At 68.9% G+C, this 23,590-nt stretch carries 17 protein-coding genes; 10 read left to right on the top strand and 7 right to left on the bottom strand.

Annotated elements, in window-relative coordinates; all coding sequences use genetic code 11:
* The coding region (locus C458_RS16110) for an alpha-amylase family glycosyl hydrolase (RefSeq protein ID WP_008577283.1) at positions 1–2,016 on the bottom strand (2,016 nt) is incomplete at its 3' end.
* A gap of 104 nt (positions 2,017–2,120) precedes the next feature.
* On the opposite strand from C458_RS16110, the gene C458_RS16105 reads away from it, so the two are divergent.
* Complete coding sequence (locus C458_RS16105) at positions 2,121–4,127, top strand: hypothetical protein (protein WP_008577279.1); 2,007 nt, start codon at positions 2,121–2,123, stop codon at positions 4,125–4,127.
* Positions 4,128–4,191: 64 nt separating this feature from the next.
* Here the strand turns inward: C458_RS16105 and C458_RS16100 are convergent, their stop codons facing one another.
* Positions 4,192–5,331: an ABC transporter ATP-binding protein gene (locus C458_RS16100; RefSeq protein ID WP_008577277.1), complete on the bottom strand. Its 1,140-nt coding sequence runs from the start codon at positions 5,329–5,331 to the stop codon at positions 4,192–4,194.
* A 223-nt stretch (positions 5,332–5,554) separates the two neighbouring features.
* Between C458_RS16100 and C458_RS16095 the strand changes: the two genes are divergently transcribed.
* The 5 genes from C458_RS16095 (at position 5,555) to C458_RS16075 (ending at position 10,026) form a co-directional block, all read left to right on the top strand.
* Entirely contained in the window at positions 5,555–6,853 is a 1,299-nt protein-coding gene (locus C458_RS16095) for an extracellular solute-binding protein (RefSeq protein WP_008578442.1), read from the top strand.
* Positions 6,854–6,858: 5 nt separating this feature from the next.
* A complete protein-coding gene (locus tag C458_RS16090; RefSeq protein WP_004044370.1) occupies positions 6,859–7,794 on the top strand; it encodes a carbohydrate ABC transporter permease in 936 nt (311 codons plus the stop codon).
* Complete coding sequence (locus C458_RS16085; RefSeq protein WP_008577272.1) at positions 7,791–8,867, top strand: sugar ABC transporter permease; 1,077 nt, start codon at positions 7,791–7,793, stop codon at positions 8,865–8,867. The genes C458_RS16090 and C458_RS16085 overlap by 4 nt, the downstream gene beginning before the upstream one ends.
* Positions 8,868–9,094: 227 nt before the next feature.
* Positions 9,095–9,685, top strand: coding sequence for a 50S ribosomal protein L15e (locus C458_RS16080; RefSeq protein ID WP_004044372.1), 591 nt, complete (start codon positions 9,095–9,097; stop codon positions 9,683–9,685).
* A gap of 107 nt (positions 9,686–9,792) precedes the next feature.
* Positions 9,793–10,026 (top strand): hypothetical protein, encoded by a 234-nt coding sequence (locus C458_RS16075; protein WP_008577269.1) that lies wholly within the window; start codon positions 9,793–9,795, stop codon positions 10,024–10,026.
* A 47-nt stretch (positions 10,027–10,073) separates the two neighbouring features.
* Here the strand turns inward: C458_RS16075 and C458_RS16070 are convergent, their stop codons facing one another.
* Positions 10,074–10,427 carry a rhodanese-like domain-containing protein gene (locus C458_RS16070; protein WP_004044374.1) on the bottom strand — a complete coding sequence of 118 codons (354 nt, stop codon included), beginning with the start codon at positions 10,425–10,427 and terminating at the stop codon, positions 10,074–10,076.
* 136 nt (positions 10,428–10,563) lie between these two features.
* Between C458_RS16070 and C458_RS16065 the strand changes: the two genes are divergently transcribed.
* The gene (locus tag C458_RS16065; protein WP_008577267.1) at positions 10,564–11,376 is read left to right on the top strand and encodes a molybdopterin-synthase adenylyltransferase MoeB; all 813 of its coding nucleotides are present in this window, start codon (positions 10,564–10,566) and stop codon (positions 11,374–11,376) included.
* Between the two features lie 16 nt (positions 11,377–11,392).
* Here C458_RS16065 and C458_RS16060 read toward each other — a convergent pair whose 3' ends face one another.
* The 4 genes from C458_RS16060 to C458_RS16045 all read right to left on the bottom strand — a co-directional run bounded on the left by C458_RS16060 (position 11,393) and on the right by C458_RS16045 (position 17,874).
* Positions 11,393–12,151 (bottom strand): SDR family NAD(P)-dependent oxidoreductase, encoded by a 759-nt coding sequence (locus C458_RS16060; protein WP_008577265.1) that lies wholly within the window; start codon positions 12,149–12,151, stop codon positions 11,393–11,395.
* A 178-nt stretch (positions 12,152–12,329) separates the two neighbouring features.
* Positions 12,330–14,000 (bottom strand): methyl-accepting chemotaxis protein, encoded by a 1,671-nt coding sequence (locus C458_RS16055; protein WP_008577263.1) that lies wholly within the window; start codon positions 13,998–14,000, stop codon positions 12,330–12,332.
* Between the two features lie 206 nt (positions 14,001–14,206).
* Positions 14,207–16,699, bottom strand: a complete 2,493-nt coding sequence (locus C458_RS16050; protein ID WP_008577260.1) for a methyl-accepting chemotaxis protein — start codon at positions 16,697–16,699, stop codon at positions 14,207–14,209.
* Positions 16,696–17,874: an ABC transporter substrate-binding protein gene (locus C458_RS16045; RefSeq protein ID WP_394295456.1), complete on the bottom strand. Its 1,179-nt coding sequence runs from the start codon at positions 17,872–17,874 to the stop codon at positions 16,696–16,698. The genes C458_RS16050 and C458_RS16045 overlap by 4 nt, the downstream gene beginning before the upstream one ends.
* Positions 17,875–18,161: 287 nt before the next feature.
* On the opposite strand from C458_RS16045, the gene mutS reads away from it, so the two are divergent.
* From mutS to C458_RS16030, 3 genes are all read left to right on the top strand, one after another.
* Complete coding sequence (gene mutS / locus C458_RS16040) at positions 18,162–20,936, top strand: DNA mismatch repair protein MutS (RefSeq protein ID WP_008577257.1); 2,775 nt, start codon at positions 18,162–18,164, stop codon at positions 20,934–20,936.
* Positions 20,933–23,161, top strand: coding sequence for a DNA mismatch repair endonuclease MutL (gene mutL, locus C458_RS16035; protein ID WP_008577253.1), 2,229 nt, complete (start codon positions 20,933–20,935; stop codon positions 23,159–23,161). The genes mutS and mutL overlap by 4 nt, the downstream gene beginning before the upstream one ends.
* 117 nt (positions 23,162–23,278) lie before the next feature.
* Positions 23,279–23,581: a hypothetical protein gene (locus tag C458_RS16030; protein ID WP_004044381.1), complete on the top strand. Its 303-nt coding sequence runs from the start codon at positions 23,279–23,281 to the stop codon at positions 23,579–23,581.
* The last annotated feature ends 9 nt before the right edge of the window (positions 23,582–23,590 follow it).

Below are 23,590 nucleotides of genomic sequence, written 5' to 3'. Positions count from 1 at the left end.
GAACGCGACCACGCGGTCGGCCTCGACACCATCGTCTCCGGTGGGAGCAACGCTGGCAGAGACGGGTTCGACACCGCCGACGCGGAGCGCCTCGTGCGCGTCGCGGAGGCGGGAGAGTCGCCGGTGGAACGCCACGAGGTCGGTGTCGGCGTCGTACCAGCGCATCGTCCCGCGCTGGTCCGCGACGCCGGTCTCTTGGCCGTAGTACATCATCGGCGCGCCGGGGAGCGTGAACGTCGCGGCCGCGGCCGCACGAAGCGCGTCGTCTCCGACTGCGCTCCGGTAGCGCTCCTCGTCGTGGTTCTCGATGTAGCGGAGTTGTACGGCGTCGTCGGGGAAGCCGTGCCAGCGGGCGTCGGCGACGGCGTCGAGGAGGGCCGTCGCCGGTTTCTCGCCCGCGCCGATGGCTCGGAGCGCCCCGTACAGCGTCGTGTCGTAGTGGGCGTCGAACTCGTTTTCGTGGTACGCGGGGTCCCGCGGGATGGTCTCGTCGAGGAGCAGGAAGTCGGGGTCGTCGGCTTTCACCCGCTCGCGGACCTCCTTCCAGAAGCCGTGGGGGACGCCCCACGCCACGTCGCAGCGGAAGCCGTCGACGACCGCCGCCCACTCGACGACCACGTCGAGCATCCACGACCGGACCGCCGGCGAGTCGTAGTTGAGGTTCGGAATGCGCGTCCAGTTGAAGTAGTGTTCCGCCGCGCCGGGGCCGCCCCAGTCGATGTCTGAGGGGTCCTCGCGCTCGGGGACGCGGGCGTAGTGGTCCTCGTAGCCGGGGACGCCGGTCGAGTGGAACTGGAACGCCGGGTGGTCCCGCGACGTGTGGTTGATGACGAGGTCGAAGACGACGCGGATGCCGGCGCCGTGACAGCGATCGACGAGCGCCTCGAAATCCTCGCGCGAACCGAGGTCCGACGCGGTGTCGAAGTAGTCGGTGACGTGGTAGCCGTGGGTCGTGTGGCTCTCCAGTATCGGCGTGAGCCACAGGCAGTCCACGCCGAGCGATTCGAGGTAGGGAACCCGCCGGGCGAGTTCGTCGAACGTCGGGTCGGGCGTCTCGCCGGCGAACGACCGGACGAACACCTCGTAGACGGTCGCGTGGTGCGCCCACTCGGGTGCGTCCGCGGGCCGCGAGACGGAGAGACCGGAACCGGGTTCGTCGCCCGCAACCCCTGCTTCCACGACCAGCGTGTCGAGAACTGAGTGCCGGACGTACGGCTCGCCCGACTCGGTCGTCGTCTGGACGGCAACGGCGTGGACGCGGGTCGGAGAGTCGACCCCGCGGAGCGGTTCGACCGGGACGCGCAGGCGGTCGTCGCGGACCTCGCAGTCACTCGGTTCGAGCGCGTCGCGGCCGTCGAACAGGAACTCGACGGCGAGCGCCGCCTCCGCGGCGTCGGGCGCGGGCTCCGCGTCCGCAACGACGACGAGTTCGGTTTCGTCGTCTCCGTTGTCACCGACGCCACCGTCGTCTCCATCGCCGCCGTCGCTTCCACTCTCACTCTCCTCGATTCGCGCATCGAGTCGAACCCGCGGGCGGCCCGGTCCGGGGACTTCGACATCGCCGCGGACCTGTTCCGCGAGGTCGTCGTGCGGGGCGAACCCGTACGGGTGCGACCCCGGCGGGAGCGCCACGTCGAGGGCGTAGTCGTCGCCGGCGCGGCGCGGCCGGTCGCGGCCGACGAGGCGGTCGTTGAACGGGCCGATGACGGCGACCTCGTCCGGCGAGGCGGGTTCGAGGGCGGCCGCGGGGACCGCCATCGTCGCCGGGCGGCGGTCGTCGGGGAAGGCGCGAACGGTCTGTTCGTGGCGGCCGTCGGGCGCGTCGAGTTCGAGGCGGTACGTGCCGGGAACGTCGGGCGCGAGGTGGACGACCGGGCCCGAGCCGACCGTCGCCGCGCTCTCCGCGGGCGCGTCGAGGACGCGCCACCGGTACGTTGCGTCTCGTTCGGGGGCTCTCGGAGCGAGTTCGACGGGGCTGCCGACCGTCGTGACTCGCGGCGGACCGGGGTGATGCATACCCCACCTCGGGTGAGCGGGGTCCTTACCGTTTCGAAACCGTATGAAAGTTTGAAGGAACATTACACCAAGATTATTATCTGCGGGAGTCCCACGACTCAGCAATGCAACTACGCGACGCGCTGGCCGACTACAAGCGGCACGCAGACCACCCGACGCGGTTCCCGGGCGAGCGACGGACGACGAGCGGCCTGTTTTCGGGCCTCGGAAGCCGGTTAGTCCACGTCGAGACCGACGGCTCGCTCCGCGACTTCGGCTACCCGCTGTCCGGGCGCTGGGGCGTCGAGCGCTCCCGGTTCGGCGTCCGCCCCGTCTGCGACGACGCCGGCGTCTACTGGTTCGACGAGGGCGCGAGCCAGTCGTACGCGGGCGACGGCGCGCTCGTCGTCACCGAACACGAGACGCCCCACGGCGGCGTGACGCAGTACGACCTCGCAATCGACGACGGCCACGTCAGCCGGTTCGAGACCGACGCCGACGTGGAACTCGTCGCCTTCGTCCACTTCCAGCCGGACGGCCGCGACACGCTCGTCGGGCAACTGACCCACGGCGACGCCGTCGAGGCCTACCACGCCGAGGAACACGACTTCCTCGCGTCGTCGCCCGGGTTCGACCACGTCGAAGGTCGGGTTCCCGAGGGCTTCGACGAACTGCTCTCGGAGGGCGAGGTCGAACTGCCGCGCCCCCGCACCGACGACTGCTACGAGGAGGGCCAACTGAGCGGTGCAATCGTCGGGACCGTCCCGTTCGAGGCGGGCGCGGCCGCGGTCGGCCACCTGCTCACCGACGACACCGAGACCGGCCGCGAGGACGCGCTCGAACGCGTCCGCGGCCTCGTCGCCCGCGACCTCGACGACCTCCGCGAGCGCGCCGCGGGACAGGTCGAAGGCGCGGTTCCCGACCACGCCGAGTCGGCGGCGATGCGCGCCGACATCCGGGTCCTCTCGCTCCTTTCGGGAGCGCTCGGGCTCCGCATCGCCGGCCCCGATTTCGACCCCTACTACGCCTACTCCGGCGGCTACGGCTATACGTGGTTCCGCGACGACGCCGAAATCTCGACGTTCCTCTTCGAGTCCGACGAGCGACTCGACCTCGGCCTCGACGCGTGGCACGAGCGCAGCGCCCGCGCCTACTGCCGCACCCAGCGCGAGGACGGCTCGTGGCCCCACCGCGTCTGGCCCTTCGACGGGTCGCTCGCGCCCGGGTGGGCGAACGCCCGCCTCGAATCCGGCGACGACGCCGATTATCAGGCCGACCAGACGGGGAGCGTCATCGCCTTCCTCGCGGCCTACCACGACCGCTGTGCCGACGACGACCTCCGCGCCGACATCGAAGAGACCCTCGCGCTCGCCCTCGACAGCCTCGACGACACGCTCGGCGACGACGGTCTCCCCGTCGACTGCCAGAACGCGTGGGAGAACATGACCGGCCGGTTCAGCCACACCGCGGCGACGTTCCTCGAAGCCTACGCCGCGCTCGCGCTGTCCGACCTCGATTCGGCGCTGACCGACCGCGCCGCGGCGCGCGCTCGCGAGGTGTACGAGGGCATCGACCACCTCTGGAGCGAGGGCCGCGGCTGTTACGCGCTCCGCGTCGCCGACGGCGAACTCGACGACCGCTACGACTCCGCCGCGCTCGCGCTCGCGTCGGCCCACCGGACCTACGACCGACTCGAAGCCGTCGACGACGACCGGCTGGACCGGCTCGTCCGCCATGTCGAGTCCGTCTTCGACGGCCTCTGGCACGACCCCGACGACAGCGACGTGAAGGGACTCGTCCGCTTCGAGGGCGACGACTGGCGGACGCGCGAGCAGTCCTCGGAGAAGATTTGGACCGTCTCGACCGCGTGGGGCGCGAACGCCGGCGTCGAACTCGCCGCCCTGCTGGCCGCCCACGGCGACGACCGAGCCGCGGCGTTCGCCGACGAGGGCCGCGCGCTCCTCGACCTCGTCCTCCCCGACGGCCCGCTCTGTACCGACGAGGGCTACCTCGCGGAGCAGTTCTTCGACGACGGCACGCCCGACAGCGCGACGCCGCTCGGCTGGCCGCACGCGCTCCGGCTGGCGACGCTGGCGACGCTCGACGCCGACGACGCGTTCGGCGGGGCGTAAGCCGGCGGCACGGCTCTCGCACGGCGCACAGCGAGGGTCCGCGAGAAAACGGCGAACTACTTGTTCACGCCTGCTGCGTCGGGGCCGCGCGCCGCTTCGATTCGCGGTAGAGGAGCGACTCGCCGGTCCGCGGGTGGAAGACGTGGAGGTCCGACTCGTCGAAGGTGACGCCGACCGTCTCGCCCGTCTCGGGTTCGACATCGGAGTCGACGCGGGCGATGAACTCCGGGCCGATGTCGAGGTGGAGGTAGTTGTCCGAGCCGATGGGCTCGACGACGCCGACTGTCGAATCGACGACGTTCTCGCCGGAGGAGGCAGTCACCACGTCCTCCGGGCGGACGCCGACGCGGAGGTCGGTCGCGTCCGTCGCCTCGCGGAGCGTCGCCGAGAACGATTCGGACAGGCGGTACGAGAACGCCCCGTCGCCGACGAGGACGACGCGGTCGCCGTCGCGTTCGACCGACACGTCGAGGAAGTTCATCGACGGGGAGCCGACGAAGCCGCCGACGAACTCGTTGGCGGGATTCTCGTACACGTCCTTCGGGCGGCCGACCTGCTGGAGTTTCCCGTCGTTGAGGATGACGATTTTGTCGCCCATCGTCATCGCCTCCTCCTGGTCGTGCGTGACGTACAGCGAGGTGATGCCGAGGTCGTTCTGGAGGCGCTGAATCTCGGTCCGCATCGTGGTGCGGAGCTTCGCGTCGAGGTTCGAAAGCGGCTCGTCGAACAGGAACACGTCGGGCTCGCGGACGATGGCGCGGCCGAGCGCGACGCGCTGTTTCTGCCCGCCCGAAAGCTCGTCGGGCGTGTCGTCGAGGAGGTCCTCGATGCCCATCATCGCCGCGGTGTCGCGGACGCGCTCGCGGCGCTCGTCCTTCGAGAGGTCGGTGCTCATCCGCAGGCCGAACGCCATGTTCTGCATGACGGTCTTGTGCGGGTACAGCGCGTAGTTCTGGAACACCATCGCCACGTCGCGCTTGCGGGCGTGCTGGTCCGTGACGTCCTCGTCGCCGATTCGAATCGTGCCGCCGGAGGGCGATTCGAGCCCCGCGACCATGCGGAGCGTCGTCGACTTCCCGCAGCCCGACGGGCCGACGACGGTGATGAACTCGCCGTCCTCGACGTCGAGCGAGAGGTCCTCGACGGCGACGACGCGACCCCGGTCGTACTCCTTGCGAAGCGCTTCGAGCGTGAGACGTGCCATTACTCCCCGTCTGTTCCCATCGTCCATAATCGTTTTCCTATTTTCTGAATTTGTGATGCAATAGTTCGTATTAAATTTCAAACGACTATCGATGCCCCGAGGCGCCTTCTATTGGCGGTTCTCGGATATCTCACTACTCTCCGAGCTGTCGGGTTTCGCCGCGAATGCGGGCGTCATTCCGAACTATTAAATATATGAACACATAGTTCATCATAGATTCGCTATGCCAACGAACCGCCGCACAATCCTGAAGCAACTGGCAGGCACGACGGCCGTCGGCGCACTCGCGGGGTGCGTGGGCGTGTCGGAGACCGATTCGACGCAGACGCCCGAACAGAGCGGTGCGGAGGGCGACGACGGTGACGAGGAGACCACCGCGGGAGCGGAGACCGAGTCCGCGGGCCCGAGCGGGACGTTCACGCTCTGGCACCAGCGCGCGGAAGCCGAGAAGCAGGCGCTCGAAGCCAACGCCGAGACGTTCACCTCGGAGACGACCCACACGGCGAAGCCCGCCGAAATCGCCGACCTCCGGAAGAAGACGACCTCCGCCATCCCGGCCGGGCAGGGCGCGGGCATGTTCGACTGGGCCCACGACTGGACCGGCGAGTACTACCAGAACGGCTTCCTCTCGGACCAGAGCGACCAACTGGACGTGGACCTCTCGGTCTACACCCGACCCGCACAGGAGGCGGTCCAGTTCGACGGCGCGACCGTCGCGCTCCCCTACGCCGCCGAGACCGTCGGCCTCATCTACAACAAGGAGATGGTGGACGAAGCGCCCGAGACCATCGCCGACATGACGGCCATCATGGAGGAGTACCACGACCCCGAAAACGGGATGTACGGCCTCAGCTACCCGCTGGACGCCTACTTCATGAGCGCGTGGGCGCACGCTTTCGGCGGCTACTATTTCGACGAGTCGAACGTCGAACTCGGCCTGTCGAACGAGGCGACCCTCGACGGGTTCCGGTTCATCCTCGACAACTTCGTCCCGTACCAGCCGAAAGACACGGGCTACGACCCGCAGGCGGCCGTCTTCCTCGAGGGCAACGCGCCCTTCGCCATCAACGGGCCGTGGTTCCTCGGCGACGTTCGCTCCAACGACATCGACGCCGGCATCGCCCGGCTTCCCTCCCCCGAGGGCGACGCCGAGCCCAAGCCGTACACGACGGTCAAGCAGCTCTACTTCACCTCGACGCTGGAGGGCGACGAGGCGACGGCGGCCGCGTCCCGCGCGTTCGCAGAGTGGTACACCACGAACACCGACGTGCTCTCGACGAACGCCGAGGAGTTCGGCTACATCCCGGTCCACGAGGAACTCGCTTCGAGCAGCGATCTCCCCGAGGCCGTCCAGGGCTTCTCGGAGTCCGTCTCGCTCGGCACCCCCATCCCGACCCACCCGAACATGGGCGACGTGTGGGGGCCGCTCGAAGACGCCTTCAACAGCGTGAAAAACGGCGACGCGGAGCTCGAATCCGCGTTCACGAAGGCCGAAGAAAACATCCGGTCTAACTGGGAGTAAGGACGATGAGCGTCGTCGACAGCGCCGTCGAGCGCGTCGCGGACAGCCCGGTGGTGAGCAAGGACGACCTGCCCTTGCTGTTGGTACTGCCGGGGCTGTTCGTCTTCCTCGCGTTCATGCTCTTTCCCGTCCTGTACCTGGTGTATCTCTCGTTCACCAACGCGGAGCCGGCCACCCTGTTCCAGGGTAAAGAGCAGTGGGTCGGCCTCGCCAACTACGTGACGGTCCTCTCGGACGGCCAGTTCTGGAACTCGATGGGCGTGACGTGGCTGTTCGTCGCCACGTCGGTCGCGCTCAAGGTGCTCGTCGGCCTCGGCATCGGGCTCGTGGTGACGGGCGAGCGCGTCCGCGGCAAGCGGTTCATGCGCGCGCTCATCATCATCCCGCTCGGCCTCCCGGGCATCTTCACCATCACCATCTGGCGCGGCATCTTCAGTTCGGCCGAATTCGGCCTCGCCAACCAGTTCCTCCGGATGGCCGGCCTCGACTCCATCGCCTGGCTCTCCGAGCGCTGGATGGCCTTCCTCGCCTACAACGTCACCGAGGCGTGGCTGGCGTACCCGTTCATGGTCATCATCACCGTGAGCGCCCTGCAGGACGTTTCGGAGGAACTCCACGAGGCGGCGATGATAGACGGCGCGGGCTTCTTCGCCCGCTTCCTGCACGTGACGCTTCCCTCTATCAAGCGCCCCGTGCTGTTCGCCTCGATTCTCACGGCCGCGGCGTCGTTCCAGCAGTTCCTCATCCCCTACGTGTTCAATCAGGGCGGGCCGTCGCGGACGAACGAACTGCTCATCGTCTACGGCTACCGCGAGGCGTTCCGCTTCCAGAAGTACGGTGAGGGCGCGGCCATCATGCTGGTCGCCGTGGCCGTTATCGGCGTCTTCATGATGCTGAACGTCAAGAAAGGACAGCTCGCCGACGGGGTGGACGACGCATGAGCGTCATCTCCGACATCGCGGCCGAACTCGCCGCCGACGCGCGGGCCGCCGCGCTGGCCCCCGTCGAGTCGGTCAAGGACGCCAAGTACACCCTCGAAGGCATCCGCGAGGGGCGCGTCAGCCCCGCGACGGTGCTGAAGACCGCCGGCATCACCCTCGGTGCCGCGGTCGTCGTCGCGCTCCTGTTGTTCCCGCTGTACTGGGTCGCCGTCGGGGCCTTCTCGGGTACCGGCGCGTCGCTGTACTCGTCGAGCGGGATTCGCCTGTGGCCGGCCGACCCGACCATCGAGCCGTTCCTGTGGGTCATCGGCGACCTCATCGTCCCGAGCTACCGCATCAGCCTCGGCCTCGGCGGCTACGAGGTGTTCTTGCAGACGCCCGAACTGACGCTCCTCGACGTGTCGCAGTACGGCGTCACGGAGACCTCCGAGTTCAAGCGGTTCTTCGCGAACAGCCTCACCGTGGCGATTCCGACGGTGCTGCTCGCGATGTGTCTCATCGTCCCCAGCGCGTACGCGCTGTCGCGCCGGCAGTTCATCGGCCGCTCGAAGGTGCTGTACGGCTACGTGCTGTTCACCCAAATCGGCGGCGGGCTGGGCGTCGCGCTCCTCATCGCGCTGTACGCCCTGTTCGTCCAGTTCGGCTTCAACGACAGCAAACTCGCGCTGTCGGCGTACTACGCCGCTACCGCGGTCCCGTTCAACACGTGGCTTCTGAAGACGTACATGGACGGGATTCCCGTCTCCTACGAGGAGGCCGCGATGATTGACGGCGCGCCGTCGTGGAAAATCGTCACCGAAATCATCCTCCCGCTGTCGAAGGCGGGGTTGGCGACGGTGTTCATCTTCACCTTCCTCACCGGATGGACCGAATTCGTCGTCGCCCAGACGCTGCTCTCGACGGACAACTACACCCTGCCGGTCGGGCTGTACTCGCTCGTCGGCCGGTACTCCATCCCGTGGGCCCGGTTCTCGGCGTTCGCGCTGACGTTCGCCGCGCCCATCATGCTCATCTACCTGTTCGCACAGCGCTACATCGAAGGCGGCCTGTCGTTCGGCGGGATGGAAGGCTGAGCGCGTCGGGCGCACCCTCGATACCGCTTTTTTCGGCCGTCTCTCCGCGCCAGTCGGTGGCACGCGCGTCGCTCGAATTCGAAGTCCTTAACCCTCCCCTGTTGGTAGTTCCGCTAACTCGCTGGCAACGCGGGCACGCCAGAGGGCACCCGTCACGCACGGGACGAAATGTGGTCTCAGGGAAGTTCCCCGACGGACTGAATCGCAAGCGCCCGCGGTGATACACAATGGCACGAAGCTTCTATTCCCACATCAAGGAAGCGTGGAAGACCCCGAAGGAAGGCAAGCTGGCCGAACTCCAGTGGCAGCGAAAACAGGAGTGGCGCAACCAGGGCGCTATCGAGCGCATCGAGCGCCCCACCCGCCTCGACAAGGCCCGTGAGCTCGGCTACAAGGCCAAGCAGGGCATCATCGTGGTCCGCGTCTCCGTCCGCAAGGGCGGCGCGCGCAAACAGCGCCACAAGGCCGGCCGCCGCACGAAGCGCCAGGGCGTCAACCGCATCGGCCGCCGCAAGTCCATCCCGCGCATCGCGGAGGAGCGCGCCTCCCGCAAGCACCCCAACCTGCGCGTGCTGAACTCCTACGGCGTCGGACAGGACGGCTCCCAGAAGTGGCAGGAAGTCATCCTCGTCGACCCCGAGCACCCGGCCATCCAGAACGACGACGACCTCAACTGGATCTGCGACGACACCCACGAGGGCCGCGCCTTCCGCGGTCTCACCAACGCGGGCAAGAAGAACCGCGGTCTCCAGAACCGCGGCAAGGGCACGGAACACAACCGTCCCTCCATCCGCGCCGGCAACGGCCGCGGCAAGTAACGCCCCGCGCACCGCGCCGATTTCTCTCTTTATCGACCATCGAGCCGCGGCTCTGTCTCGAAGCATCCATCCTTATCAGGGCGGGACCGGACCACCGAATCGACCCCATGGTCAGTATCGAACTCAGCGGACCGATACTCGTCGCCGCCGCGGTCCTCGGAGCGGCGTGGATATACCGGGACGCGAAGCGCCGCGCGATGGAGACGGCCGACATGTGGGCCGTCGGGTTCTTCGTGGCATTCATCCTCCTCCCGGTGCTCGGCGGCCTCGCGGTCTTCGTCTTCTATCTTCGAAACCGGAACCGGCGTCGCGGGTCGCCCGTCACGGTTCCCGGTGAGTAGGCGCGGGCGTCGCTTGCAGGCTGTCGAAAAGCGTCCGCAGAAGTGACTCAGAACGGCGACGTGGGACCGAGGTCCGCCTCGCCCTCGCTCTCGGTGCCGTCTTCGACCGCGCCGTCCCACGCGTCGAAGCCGCCGCGGAGGCTGGACACGTCGGCGTCGACGTTGCTGTCCAGCACCGAGGCGACCTGTTTCGAACTCTTGCCGACGTAACACGAGACGACCACCTCGGCGGGCCACTCGCGGTCGAACACCTCGGGGCCGAGCGTCGCCGCCGGGAGGTTCTCCGACCCGGGGATGTGGCCGGACGTGTACGACGAGGGGTCTCGGATATCGACGACGGCGAGCTCGTCGTCGTCGGCCAGTTTCTCGCGTAGTTCGTCGGGCGTCGTCTCGGCGACCATACCCGACGTGAACGGGCGGAGCGCCAAAGGCGCGTCGCTTCCGGCGATGTCGTCGCCGGCGGCGACGGTTCGGGGGTCGGAGGGAGGGGCGCGCCCGTGCCGCGGCTTTATTCGGGGGCGACGCCAACCTCGGGATATGGCGCTCTCACTCGACGCCACCCAGTTGGACCGCTACTCGCGGCACATCATCATGGACGAGGTCGGCCCGGAGGGCCAAGGGCGACTGCTCTCGTCGCGGGTCGTCGTCGTCGGCGCGGGCGGGTTGGGCGCGCCGGCCATCCAGTACCTCGCGGCGGTCGGCGTCGGCGAACTCGTCGTCGTCGACGACGACGTGGTCGAGCGGAGCAACCTCCAGCGGCAGGTCGTCCACCGCGACGACGACGTGGGGACGCCGAAGGCCGAGAGCGCCGCCGCGTTCGTCCGCGGGCTCAACCCCGACGTGTCGGTCGAACCGGTCGAAGCCCGCGTGGACAAGTCGAACGTCCACGAGATCGTCGCGGGCGCTGACGTGGTGGTCGACGCCTCGGACAACTTCCCGACGCGCTATCTCCTCAACGACGTCTGTCGCTTCGAGGAAATCCCGCTGGTCCACGGCGCGATATACAAGTTCGAGGGACAGGCGACGACGCTCGTCCCCGACGGACCCTGCTATCGATGTCTGTTCCCCGAAGCGCCCGAGCCGGGGACGGTCCCCGACTGCGCGACGACGGGCGTCCTCGGCGTCCTCCCCGGGACGGTCGGCTGTATTCAGGCGACGGAAGCCATGAAGCTCCTCCTCGACGAGGGCGAGGTGCTCGACGGGCGGCTCATGTTTTACGACGCGATGGACATGACGTTCGAGACGGTGCCGTACCGGAAGACCCCGGACTGCCCCGTCTGCGGCGAGGGCGGCGTCGACTCCATCGAGGACATCGACTACGTCGAGAGCTGTGCAATCAGCCTCGACTGAGGAGAGCGCGTCGGGGTTACTCCATCTCGCTGCCGCCGTTGACGGGCGTGTAGGTTCCGGTCACGAACTGAGCGCCCTCACCGGCGAGTGCGGCAATCGCGTGTGCCACGTCCTCGGGTTGGGCCACCCGGTTCAGCGGGGTTTGCGACGCGACCTGATCGCGTATCTCGTCGATATGACCCGCCGTGGCGTCGGTCTCGACCAGTCCCGGCGCCACGACGTTCGCGGTGATGCCGTGGGGGCCGTACTCCTGGGCGATGTACTTGGCGAACGCGTCGAGGCCGCTCTTGGCCGTGCCGTGAGCGATGAACCCCGGCGAGGGATTCTGTCCGGCGCCGCTGGAGACGTATATCGCGCGGCCGTACTCCTGTTCGACCATCTGCGGCAACACCGCTTTCGAGACGGTGAACGCGGCTTTGAGTTCGGCGTCGAGTTTCGACGAGAACTCGTCCCACGTCATCGACTCGAACGATTTCGTCGCGAACGGCATGTTCGCGTTGTTGACGAGCACGTCTATCCGTCCCCAGCGGTCGATGATGCCCTCGACCATCTGCTCGACCGCGGACGCGTCTGTCACGTCGGCCTGCGCGACGAGCGCCTCACCGCCGGCGTCGCGGATTTCGTCGGCCACCGCGTGGGCCTCCGTCTCGCTAGAGCGATAGTTGATAACGACCTTCGCGCCGCGGTCAGCGAGCAGTTTCGCCGTTTCAGCGCCGATACCGCGGCTGCTTCCCGTAACGAGGGCGACACGACCAGAGAGATTCGACTCGGACATCGTTCTAACCGAGTTCCGCTATCGACCAAGTATCTGTTGGATGATGATTTCGACGGCGATGAGAACCCGCAGCGTGCTGACCGACGAATCCGACGCGGATACCCGTTGTGTCGGAGTGCGGAGAGATGACCGCTGAACGAAAGGCGGACTCCGACCCGTGACCGACTCGGCGGGTGCGCTACCGGTCGAACTGGAACCCGCCGAACTCGTCGTCCGAACCGCCGTCGGTCGCCGCGCGAACCGAGTCGGCATCCGCGTCGCTGTCCGCGCTGCCGGCCGCGTCGTCGAGGTCCATCGCGTCCAGTTCCTCGACCGCCGCGGCGTCGCCGCCGACGAGGGCGTCCACCCGGTCAGCGAGCGCGTCGAGCGCGACCGTCTGGTCGGCCGTCGCGTCGGTGATGTCGGTCGTCGACGATTCGGCGGCGGTCGCGTGCTCTTGGGCCATCTGAATCGTACTCGTGACCTCCTCGATGTTCGTCGCCTGCGAGTCGGTCGCGCGAGCGACCTCGGTGATGCCGTTGGCCGCGGAATCCGCGGCGTCGGCGATTTCGGAGAGCGAGCCGAGCACGTCCTCGATTTCGCCGGAGGCGACCTGAATCTGCTCGTGTGACTGCTCGGAGGCCAGCACCGTCTCGTCGGCCTGTTCCTGAATCTCGGTGATGCTGTCCGCGATTTCTTCGGTGTGCTCGTGGGTCTGGTTCGCGAGCTGTTTGACCTCGTCGGCGACGACCGAGAAGCCCTCGCCCGCCTCGCCCGCGCGGGCGGCCTCGATGTTCGCGTTGAGCGCGAGCAGGTTCGTCCGGTCTGCGACCTCCGCGATGACCTCGACGACCTCCTCGATGACGCCCATGCGCTGTTGGAGTTCGGTCACGCTGTCGAGCAGTTCGTCGGAGATGTCGATGACTTGGTCTGTCGCGGTTCGGATGCTCTGGCCGGCCTCGTGGCCGTTTTCGGCGGCCGCGCGGGCCTGGTTCGCCGCCGACGCGACCTCGTCGGAGGTGGCCGCTATCTCCTCCATGCTGGCCGACAGCTCCTGCATCTCCTCTGCGCCCGTCGAGAGGAGGTCCGCCTGCTCCGTGACCTGCGATTCGATGTCGGTCGCGGCGGTCGCCGCCCGCTGAATCGCCCCGCCGAGGTCGGCGGTCGTGGCGTCGACCTCGCTGGCGAGGCGGTCGAACCGGGTCGCCATCTCGTTGAGGTCCGAGACGACCGCCAGCGTCTCGTCGTCGAGGACGCCGCGGTCGTCCGTGAACGACGCCCGGGCAGAGAGGTCGCCGGCGGTGAGGCTCCCGATGGTGGTCGAGACCTCCTCGACGAGCGCCTCGGACGCCCGCTGTTTCTCCACCGCGTCGGTCCGGTCGTGGACCGCCTCGACGACGCCGACCAGTTCGTCGCCCTCGAACAGCGGTTGGGCGGTGAAGGAGATATGGCGCTTCGCGCCGTGCCGGTCCGTCATCGTGCTGGTGTCGCGGTAGAGCCGACTGGCCTCGTCGACCACGTCGAGGCCGTGGACCACGTCGGCACCCCGTGGGTCGTCGAGCACCTTGTCGGCGAGCGTCTTCGCCCGCCGGCCGTCCGGGTAGAACAGCTCGCTCACGTGCTCCGACCCGAGCGCCTCCGCCGCGGGAACGCCCGTGAGCGTCGTAATCGGGTCGTTCCACGCGATGACCCGCCCGTCGGCGTCGAGGACGAACACCGGCATCCCCACGCCGTCGAGCAGGGCACCGGTGTGCAACTGCTCGGTCGCCGCCGCGACCGTCCCTCGTTCGTCAGCCTGTGCGCCGCCGTCGGTCCGCGTCCGAGCCCCGACCCCCGGGACCAGCGCCGCGAGTCGCGAAAGCAGGTCCATATGTCTCCCCCCACGCAGATTGCCGGTATAACGCTACGCTCCGGATTATCAACTGTGAGTCTGAGGTGGTACGAAAACGGTCACAGCCGACAGCCGGCTGCGGGACGCGAAACAGTCGAGAAAAACGGTGGTCGCGTGGGAGGGCCGAATCGGGAACCGACGGTTCGGACGGCCGCGAGGCCGCGCTTCGGCGGCGGGTCGCGGCGTCAGTCGAGTCGGTCGGAACGGTCGTCGGCAGAGCGGTCGGTGTCGTCGTCGATGCCATCGTCATCGGGTCCGTCGCCGTCGAGGCCGCCGTCGGTCGTCGGCGCGTCGAGTTCGGCGGACGGAGCGGTGTCAGCGCCGGTGCGCGCACCGGCGCGGTCCGCGGCGTCGTGGTCGACGGTGAACTCGGAGACGAGCGACATCAGCCGCTCGGACTGGGTTGCGAGGCGGTCCGCGCCGTCCGAGACCTCGCTGAGCGAGGCGGTCTGTTCCTCGGCCGCGGCCGCGACCGATTCGGCTCGCTCGGCGGTCTCGTCGCTGATATCGGACACGCGGTCCATCATCGACGCGACCTCCTCGGTCGAGGCGGCCTGCTCGTCGGTGGTCCGGCTGATTTCGTCGACGCCGTCGGTCGTCTCGCGGACGTTCTCGACGATGGTGTCGAGCGAGTCGCGGGCGGTCTGGACCGCGTCGACGCCGGAATCGACGGCGTCGCGCGTCTCGCGCATCTCGGAGACGGACGCCGCGGACTTCGCTTGGACCTCCTCGATGGTCGCCTCGATCTCCTCGGCGGAGGCCTTGGTCTCGCCGGCGAGTTCCTTGACCTCGTTGGCGACGACCGAGAAGCCCTCGCCGGCCTCGCCCGCGCGGGCGGCCTCGATGTTCGCGTTGAGCGCGAGGATGTTCGTCTGCTCCGCGATGTCGGTGATGAGTTCGACGATGTCGCCGATTTCGGCCATGTCGCCTTCGAGGTCCTCGATGCGGTCGACCGTCCGGCGGGTCTGTGTCTCGACGGTCTCGATGGTGTCGATGGCGTTGGCGGCCGCCTCGTGGCCGTCCTCGCTCGCTTCGAGGGTGTGTTGGGCCGTGCGTTCGAGTTCGCTCGCCGAGGAGGCGACCTCCTCGATGGTCGCAGAGAGGTTGCTCGTCTCGCTCGTCGTCTGCCGGAGGTTCTCGCGCTGTTCGTGCGCGCCCTCGGCCATGACCTGCGTGGACTCGCTGACCTGCCGGCTCGCGCGCTCTATCTCCTGGGAGCTCGCGGTGACTTCCTGGCTGGCCGCGGCGACGGTCTCGGCGAACTCGACGACCTCCGCGACGGTCGCTTCGAGTTCGTCGGCCATGTCGTTGAACGACCGCGCCATCTCGTTCATCGCGTCGTTGTCGGCGTCCTCGGACATCCGGCGCGTGAGGTCGCCGTCGGCGGCGTCGGCCATCGTCTCGCTGAACTCGGCGGCCGTCGCTTCGAGTTCGGTGATGAGGGCTTCGAGCTCCGTGTGCGTCTGCCCCATCGACTCACCGAACGACCCCGGAATGTCCTCGTCGAGGACGGGGTCGTCGAAGCGCTTGTCCGCGAGCGCCTCGGCCTGCCCGGCGACGGTCGTCAGATACGCCTGCATCGACTCGAAGGAGTCGTACAGCCGGCCCATCTCGTCGATGCGGGCGGTGTTCGGGAGGTCGCCGTCGACCTCGCCGTTGGCGATGTCGTCTGCGTTGCGGGCGACGACCGAGAGAGACCGCGCGGTGCCGCGACCGATGGTCGCCCCGACGAGGAACAGCGCGCCGACGGCGAACGCGACGAGGAACATCACGTTCGTCGTCACGTGCGACTGGAGCGCGAACGCCCGCTCGGCCGGGACGTGGTAGGTGACCACCCAGTCGGTGCCGGTGATGGGCGCGTACGCCATCGCGTACTCGCCGGGCTCCATGCCCGTGCGGGCGGAGACGACCTCGTAGCCGGTCTGGCCGGACATCGCGGCGTCGATGGCCTCGACTGACGAGCCGTCGGCGGCCGCGTACTCGTCGAGGATGGACGCCTTGCGGTTGTCGAACAGGATGGTCCCGGACTCGGTGACGACCTTGGTGTCGCCGGTCGCGTAGGGCGACTCGAACTGGTGGGAGCCGGCTTCGAGCGACGCCGTCAGGACGACCGCGCCGTCGACCCCGGAGACGGGCGCGGCGAACGCGACGACCGGCTCGCCGCCGGATTCGTAGGGCGCGGAGACGGTCACGGACTGGCCCGACGCCAGCGCCGCGGCGTCGTCGGTCCACGGCGCGGACAGCGAGTCGAGCGACTGCCCGGTCGCGCTGTCGGTCGTGCTGGCGACGACCGCGCCGGTGTCGGCGTCGACGTAGTGGAGCGAGCGAACGTCGCCGGAGAGCTGGATGAGTTTCCCTTCGAGCCACCGCTGGTGGTCGGCCGCCGAGGTGCCCGCCGGCTGGTCGGCGAGCGATTCAGCGAGGAACGAGACGGTCGACTCCTTCGAGGTCACCCAGTCGGAGACCGACTTGGCCTCCGTCGACGCCGCGCCGCGAATCTGCGATTCGGTCTGCGACTCGACGACCGACTTGGTGTCGAAGTGGATGTACGCGCCCGCGCCGCCCATGACGACCGCGATGAGGAGGAGCACGACCCCGAACTTCGCCGCGTAGCGCCGGCGAATCACGTTCGGAAGCGCCCGTTCGAGCAGACTCGTCAGCCGCGAAAACGGGTTCATTGTCCGCCTCCGGACTCGAAGAACTGGCGCTGGAGGAGTTCGACCTGCTCGACCGAGCCGTTGCGGACGCGCTCGACGAGGTACGAACTCAGCGGTTCGAGCGCCTCCGTGAGGTCGACCCCGCTCGACGCGCCCTGATAGTTCAGTTCGCGGCCGGCGTCGACGAGCGTCCGAACCCGGTCGAACTCGCCGACTGAGACGGTGTGGCCGGTCCCGCCGGAGACGGTCTGGAGAGCGTCGGCGATGGCCGGACCCGACGCCTCACCGGCGTACTCGGCCGCCGTCGCCATGAGGAACAGGGCGTCGTAGGCGTTCGCCGCGTAGGGCCGGAGCGGCGCGATGTCGGAGAGCCGCTGGGTGAGATGGAAGTAGCCGTCGGTCCGAACCGACGACAGCGAGGCGCTGTAAAACCCCTCGTAGTAGGGCGGAATCTCGCCGTCGAACAGGCCCGCCGAGAAGACCCACGGGGCCTCGTGGTCGGACGCGCCGTAGGCGTCGAGGACGCCCCGTTCCTGTCCGGGGACGCTGACGAAGCCGACCGCCTCGGGCGAGTCAGCGAACACCTCGTCTATGACGCCGCCGAAGGCCTCCGCGCTCGGGTCGTAGCTGACCTCAGTGACGACTTCCGCGTCGAGTTGGTCGCCGAGCGCGGTGCCGAGGTCGGAGCCGAAGGCCCCGTCGACGGTGAGGAGGGCGACCCGGTCGGCGTCGGCGTACTGCGGCGCGTCGAGAATCTTCGCCATCGCGGTCGCCTGGAGGCTGTCGCTCGGGACGGTCCGACCGAAGAACTTCCGACCGTCGGCGCGCCCGGCGTCCGAGAGGCGCGGATTCGTGCTCGCCGGCGACAGCTCCATGACGGCGTCGTCGGCCGCCTTCGGAGCGAGCGCGAGCGACACGTCGCTGACGAGGCCGCCGACGAAGCCGACGACGCCCGCGTCGGCCAGCGAGGCGTAGCCGTCGGTCGCGACCGACGGCGACCCCTCGGTGTCCACGGTGGTCAGTTCGACCGGCCGCCCGAGCACGCCGCCGGCCCGGTTGATATCCTCGACCGCCTGCTCGGCGGCGCGCTTGCCGTGCGTTCCCACCTGCTCCAGCGACCCGCTGACGGGCAACATCGCCCCGAATCGAACGGGCTCCCCGGATTCCGTTCCGAACGTTCCCACGCACCCGGACAGCGAGCCGAGCCCCACCGCGCCGGCGGCGGTGCGGAGAAACGTTCGTCTATCGTGCCTGACTGTCACAGATTCCCCGAAACAACTCCCGTATATAATTTTGGGCCGCCGATTATCAGACGCGGTATCGTTAGAAGTATCGTCCAACATTAGACGCGAAGTATGGACGAGGTATCACACACCACATCGAGGCGTCGCCGCGTCGGGCCGCCGCGAGTCGGGGCGGCGGCGGCGACCCCGTCGGCCGGGGCATCGTAGCGTTTTATCCGCCGGCCCGCCCACGTGCGGACATGACTACTCAGGGAATCGTCGGACAGTTCCTCTCGTTGAAAGAGGAGACCGACGCCGACCTGCTCGCCATGCAGTGCGGCGACTTCTACGAGTTCTTCGCCGACGACGCCGAGACGGTCGGCCGCGAACTCGACCTCAAAGTCTCCCAGAAGTCCTCGCACGGGTCGTCGTACCCGATGGCGGGCGTGCCGCTGAACGACCTGACGCCCTATCTCAAGGCGCTCGTCGAGCGCGGCTACCGGGTCGCCGTCGCCGACCAGTACGAGACCGAGTCCGGCGACCTCCGACGGGAGATAAAGCGCGTCGTCACGCCGGGCACGCTCCTCGAGACCTCCCGCGCCGACGCGCAGTTCCTCGCGGCCGTCGTGACCGGCGGCGACGGCGTCGGCCTCGCGTTCGCCGACATCACGACCGGCCAGTTCCTCGTCACCGAGGCCGCGACCGTCGACGACGCCGCGGCCGAACTCTACCGCTTCGCCCCCGTCGAAGTCCTCCCCGGCCCGGACCTGCGGAGCGACGACGAGACGCTCTCGCGCCTGCGCGAGGCCACCGACGCCTCCTTCTCGCTGTTCTCCGCCGAGGCGTTCGCGCCGGGTCGCGCCCGCCACGCCGTCCGCGAGCAGTTCGGCGCGTCAACGGTCGATAGCGTCGGCCTCGACTCCGACCTCGCGACCCGCGCCGCCGGCGGCGTCCTCGCCTACGTCGAGGAGACGGGCGCGGGCGTCCTCCGGTCGATGACGCGCCTCCAAGTCTACCACCCGTCGGACCTGCTCGAACTCGACGCGACCACCCAGCGCAACCTCGAACTCATCGAGACGATGCACGGCGACCGCTCGGGGTCGCTGTTCGACACGATAGACCACACCGTCACCTCGCCCGGCGGCCGCCTCCTCCGCGAGTGGCTGACCCGCCCCCGACGCGACCGCGACGAACTCGCCCGCCGACACGACGCCGTGGAGTCGCTCGCGTCGGCCGCGCTCGCCCGCGAGCGCGTCCGCGAGGTGCTCGACGGAGCGTACGACCTCGAACGGCTCGCCTCCCGGTCGGCGTCCGGGAGCGCCGGCGCGTCAGAGCTGCTTTCGGTGCGCGACACGCTCTCGGTGCTTCCCGCGCTCGCCGACGCCATCGAGGGAACCGAACTCGCGGACTCCCCGCTCGCGGAAGTCGTCTCGCGGCCCGACCGAGACGCCGCGGCAGACCTCCGGACGGACCTCGCCGACGCGCTCGCCGAGGACCCGCCGAAGACGGTCACGCAAGGTGGGTTGTTCCAGACGGGCTACGACGACGAACTCGACGACCTCATCGAGCGCCACGAGTCGGCGAAGTCGTGGCTCGACACGCTCGCTGACCGCGAAAAGCGGGACCACGGCCTCTCGCACGTCACCGTCGACCGCAACAAGACCGACGGCTACTACATCCAGGTCGGCAAGTCGGTCGCGGACCAAGTGCCGGACCACTACCGGCAGATAAAGACGCTCAAGAACTCCAAGCGCTTCGTCACCGAGGAGCTAGAGGAGAAAGAACGCGAGATTCTCCGGCTCGAAGAGGCCCGCGGCGACCTCGAATACGAACTGTTCGAAGAGCTCCGCGAGCGCGTGGCCCGGCACGCCGAACTCTTGCAGGACGTGGGCCGGACCATCGCCGAAGTGGACGCGCTGGCGTCGCTCGCGACCCACGCCGCCGGCAACGGGTGGACGCGCCCCGAACTCACCGACGCCGGGGCGCTCGACATCGAGGCCGGTCGCCACCCGGTCGTGGAGACGACGACCGACTTCGTCCCGAACGACCTCCGCATGGACGACGAGCGCGGCTTCCTCATCGTCACCGGGCCGAACATGTCCGGCAAATCGACGTACATGCGGCAGGCGGCGCTCATCACGCTCCTCGCGCAGGTCGGCAGTTTCGTCCCCGCTCGCTCCGCGACCGTCGGCGTCGTCGACGGCATCTACACCCGCGTCGGCGCGCTGGACGAACTCGCGCAGGGCCGCTCGACGTTCATGGTCGAGATGCAAGAGCTCTCGAACATCCTCCACTCGGCCACCGAGGACTCGCTCGTCATCCTCGACGAGGTGGGCCGCGGAACCGCGACCTACGACGGCATCTCCATCGCGTGGGCGGCCACCGAGTACCTCCACAACGAGGTGCGCGCGAAGACGCTGTTCGCCACGCACTACCACGAACTGACGAGCCTCGCGGACCACCTCGACCGCGTCGCCAACGTCCACGTCGCGGCCGACGAGCGCGACGGCGACGTGACGTTCCTCAGAACCGTCGTCGACGGCCCGACCGACCGGAGCTACGGGATTCACGTCGCAGATTTGGCGGGGGTTCCGCGCCCGGTGGTCGACCGCGCCGGCGACGTGCTGGACCGACTCCGCGAGGAGAAGGCAATCGAGGCGAAGGGCTCCGGCACCTCGGAGCCCGTGCAGGCCGTCTTCGACGTGGGGAGCGGCCAGATGAAGGTTGCCGAAGCCGGCGACTCTGGCGGCGACGGCGACGATTCGGCTGGCTCCGGCGCGCCCGCGAACGGCGCGACTGGAACGGGTGCGGCCGGCAACGGCTCGGTGGACGCGGCCGCGGCCGTCGAAGGGAGTGCTGAAGCGGACCGCGCCGGGACCGGGTCCGACTCCGAGTCCGAACCCGCGCTGGACCCGGAGACGGAAGCCGTCCTCGACGAACTGCAATCGACCGACGTGAACGACACGTCGCCGCTGGACCTGATGGCGAAGGTGCAGGCGTGGCAGTCGAAACTCGACGGCGGTGACGGCGAATGAGCGACATCAAACAGCTCGACGAGAAGACCATCCAGCGCATCGCCGCCGGCGAGGTGGTCGAGCGACCGGCCTCGGTCGTCAAAGAGCTGTTCGAAAACAGCCTCGACGCGGACGCGACGCGCATCTCCGTGGCCGTCGACGCCGGCGGGGTTGAGGGCGTCCGCATCCGCGACGACGGCGTCGGCATGAGCGAGGACGACCTCGAACTCGCCGTCCGCGAGCACACGACGAGCAAAATCGGCGACATCGAGGACCTCGAAGCCGGCGTCGGCACCCTCGGCTTCCGCGGCGAGGCGCTCCACACCATCGGCGCGGTGTCGCGGCTGACCATCCGGTCGAAGCCCCGCGGCGGCGACGTGGGCACCGAGTTGCAGTACGAGGGCGGCGAGGTCGAGTCGATTCGACCCGCCGGCTGTCCCGAGGGGACGGTCGTCGAGGTCGACGACCTGTTTTACAACACGCCCGCCCGCCGGAAGTTCCTCAAGACGACGGCGACCGAGTTCGACCACGTCAACGCGGTCGTCACGCACTACGCCCTCGCCAACCCGGACGTGGCCGTCTCGCTCGAACACGACGACCGCGAGGTGTTCGCCACCGAGGGCCGCGGCGACCTCCAGTCGACCGTGCTCTCGGTGTACGGCCGCGAGGTCGCGGAATCGATGGTTCCCGTGGACCACGACGCCCCCGGCGTCTCCGTCTCGGGCCTCGTGAGCCACCCCGAGACGACCCGGAGCACTCGCGACTACCTCTCGACGTTCGTCAACGACCGCTACGTCACCGACCGCGTGCTCCGCGAGGCCGTCCTCGACGCCTACGGCGGCCAACTCGACGCCGACCGCTACCCCTTCGCGGTGCTGTTCGTCGAGGTCGCGCCCGACGCCGTGGACGTGAACGTCCACCCGCGGAAGATGGAGGTCCGCTGGGACGACGAAGCCGGCGTCAAACGCGAGGTGACCGAAGCGGTCGAAGACGCCCTGTTAAGCCACGGTCTCGTCCGGTCGTCGGCCCCGCGAGGCCGGTCGAAAGCCGACGAAGCGGCCATCGAACCCGGTTCGTCGAGCGGCGACGCCGACGCGGCGCAACTGGACCCTCACGAGGTCCGCGACTCGGAGTCGGGTGACGAATCGAAGGATGGCGACGCCCCGTCCGCGCGGGACGTGCAGTCGGCGCGGGAGGCCCGCGAATCGGGCGCTCGGGCGGACTCGACCGCGACCGACGGCCCGGAGGCGACCGAGGACGCCGACCCGGACACCACACCTGCAACTGAACGAGACTCGGGCGTCGAGTCCGGCGACCCCGCTGCCGGCGACGGCTCCGATGCGTCCGCCGAGGCTACGGAGTCGTCCGGCCCGACCTCGGTGCCGTCGTCCGCGCCGCCGACGCCGCCCCGCGAGTACGACCTCGCGCCGGGGCCGGAGACGACCGAGCAGTCGTCGCTTTCGACCGACGACGGGAGCGAATCGAGGTCGACACCGGACGAGGCGTCGTCGGCCGACTCGGGGGCGGACGACAACGCGCCCCGAAGCAGCCCCTCGCGCATCGCCGCGCCGACGACCCAGCGCGACCTCTCGGGCGGGGAAGCGGACCTCTCGCCGGAGTTCGACTCGCTGCCGCCGATGCGAATCATCGGCCAACTCGCGGACACCTACATCGTCGCCGAGACCGACGAGGGGCTGGTGCTCGTCGACCAGCACGCCGCCGACGAGCGCGTGAACTACGAGCGCCTGCGAGGCGAGGTCGAAGGCGACACGCCGACGCAGGCGCTGGCCGAGCCGGTCGACCTCGAACTCACCGCGCGCGAGGCGACGCTGTTCGAGGAGTACCGCGAGGCGCTGGCGCAGGTGGGCTTCCACGCCGGGCGGACCGGCGAGCGGACCGTCTCGGTGCGCACCGTCCCGGCGGTGTTCGACGCCGCGCTCGACCCCGAACTGCTCCGGGACGCGCTGACGGCGTTCGTCCGCGAGGAGGTCGACGGCGGCCGGAAGACCGTCGACGCCGTCGCCGACGAACTGCTGTCGGACCTCGCGTGTTACCCCTCGATTACGGGCAACACGTCGCTGCGGGAGGGCTCCGTGCTCGACCTGCTCGCGGCGCTCGACGACTGCGAGAACCCCTACGCCTGCCCCCACGGCCGCCCGGTCATCGTCGAGTTCGACCGCGACGAAATCGCCTCCCGATTCGAGCGCGACTACCCCGGTCACGGCGGGCGGCGACGCGAGGAGTAGCCCGAGTGAGTCAGTCGACGTGGCCGTCTGGTCACGCTGGTCTCGCCACCGATTCCGATTCTCGGAACCGATAGCCGCGGCGAGGATTCAAGTTCGGGCACCGAGACGGTGGAGGCGATGAACCCGCTGGTCGTTCTGGGCGTCTGCTTCGGGCCGCTGGTGCTCGTCGTCTCGTATCTCTTCACCGCGGCGACGGGGCCGAGCGTCCCCCCGTGGGCCGACGCGGCCGGGCAGGCGATTCGGCTCTACGGGACGGTGGCCGCCGTGGTCGTCGGCCCGCTAGCGCTGCACGCCGACCGACTGGACCTCGCCCGCGAGAGCGACTGGGTTCCCTCGCCCGTCTACTACCTGATTGCGGTTCCGTTCTTGAGCATCCCCATCGCGTTCATCTATCTCGTCCGGCGGCTGACGGCCGCGTGAGCCGGCCGC

The sequence above is a fragment of the Haloferax sp. ATCC BAA-644 genome (assembly GCF_000336975.1).
Lineage (GTDB): Archaea > Halobacteriota > Halobacteria > Halobacteriales > Haloferacaceae > Haloferax > Haloferax volcanii.
The sequence above is the reverse complement of the archived record's forward strand: the minus strand, read 5'-3'. Positions and strand labels throughout refer to the sequence as shown.

Coding starts and splice junctions, on each gene's coding strand:
- C458_RS16105 (WP_008577279.1), top strand. CDS start 2,121: ATGCAACTACGCGACGCGCTGGCCGACTACAAGCGGCACGCAGACCAC.
- C458_RS16100 (WP_008577277.1), bottom strand. CDS start 5,331: ATGGCACGTCTCACGCTCGAAGCGCTTCGCAAGGAGTACGACCGGGGT.
- C458_RS16095 (WP_008578442.1), top strand. CDS start 5,555: ATGCCAACGAACCGCCGCACAATCCTGAAGCAACTGGCAGGCACGACG.
- C458_RS16090 (WP_004044370.1), top strand. CDS start 6,859: ATGAGCGTCGTCGACAGCGCCGTCGAGCGCGTCGCGGACAGCCCGGTG.
- C458_RS16085 (WP_008577272.1), top strand. CDS start 7,791: ATGAGCGTCATCTCCGACATCGCGGCCGAACTCGCCGCCGACGCGCGG.
- C458_RS16080 (WP_004044372.1), top strand. CDS start 9,095: ATGGCACGAAGCTTCTATTCCCACATCAAGGAAGCGTGGAAGACCCCG.
- C458_RS16075 (WP_008577269.1), top strand. CDS start 9,793: ATGGTCAGTATCGAACTCAGCGGACCGATACTCGTCGCCGCCGCGGTC.
- C458_RS16070 (WP_004044374.1), bottom strand. CDS start 10,427: ATGGTCGCCGAGACGACGCCCGACGAACTACGCGAGAAACTGGCCGAC.
- C458_RS16065 (WP_008577267.1), top strand. CDS start 10,564: ATGGCGCTCTCACTCGACGCCACCCAGTTGGACCGCTACTCGCGGCAC.
- C458_RS16060 (WP_008577265.1), bottom strand. CDS start 12,151: ATGTCCGAGTCGAATCTCTCTGGTCGTGTCGCCCTCGTTACGGGAAGC.
- C458_RS16055 (WP_008577263.1), bottom strand. CDS start 14,000: ATGGACCTGCTTTCGCGACTCGCGGCGCTGGTCCCGGGGGTCGGGGCT.
- C458_RS16050 (WP_008577260.1), bottom strand. CDS start 16,699: ATGAACCCGTTTTCGCGGCTGACGAGTCTGCTCGAACGGGCGCTTCCG.
- mutS (WP_008577257.1), top strand. CDS start 18,162: ATGACTACTCAGGGAATCGTCGGACAGTTCCTCTCGTTGAAAGAGGAG.
- mutL (WP_008577253.1), top strand. CDS start 20,933: ATGAGCGACATCAAACAGCTCGACGAGAAGACCATCCAGCGCATCGCC.
- C458_RS16030 (WP_004044381.1), top strand. CDS start 23,279: ATGAACCCGCTGGTCGTTCTGGGCGTCTGCTTCGGGCCGCTGGTGCTC.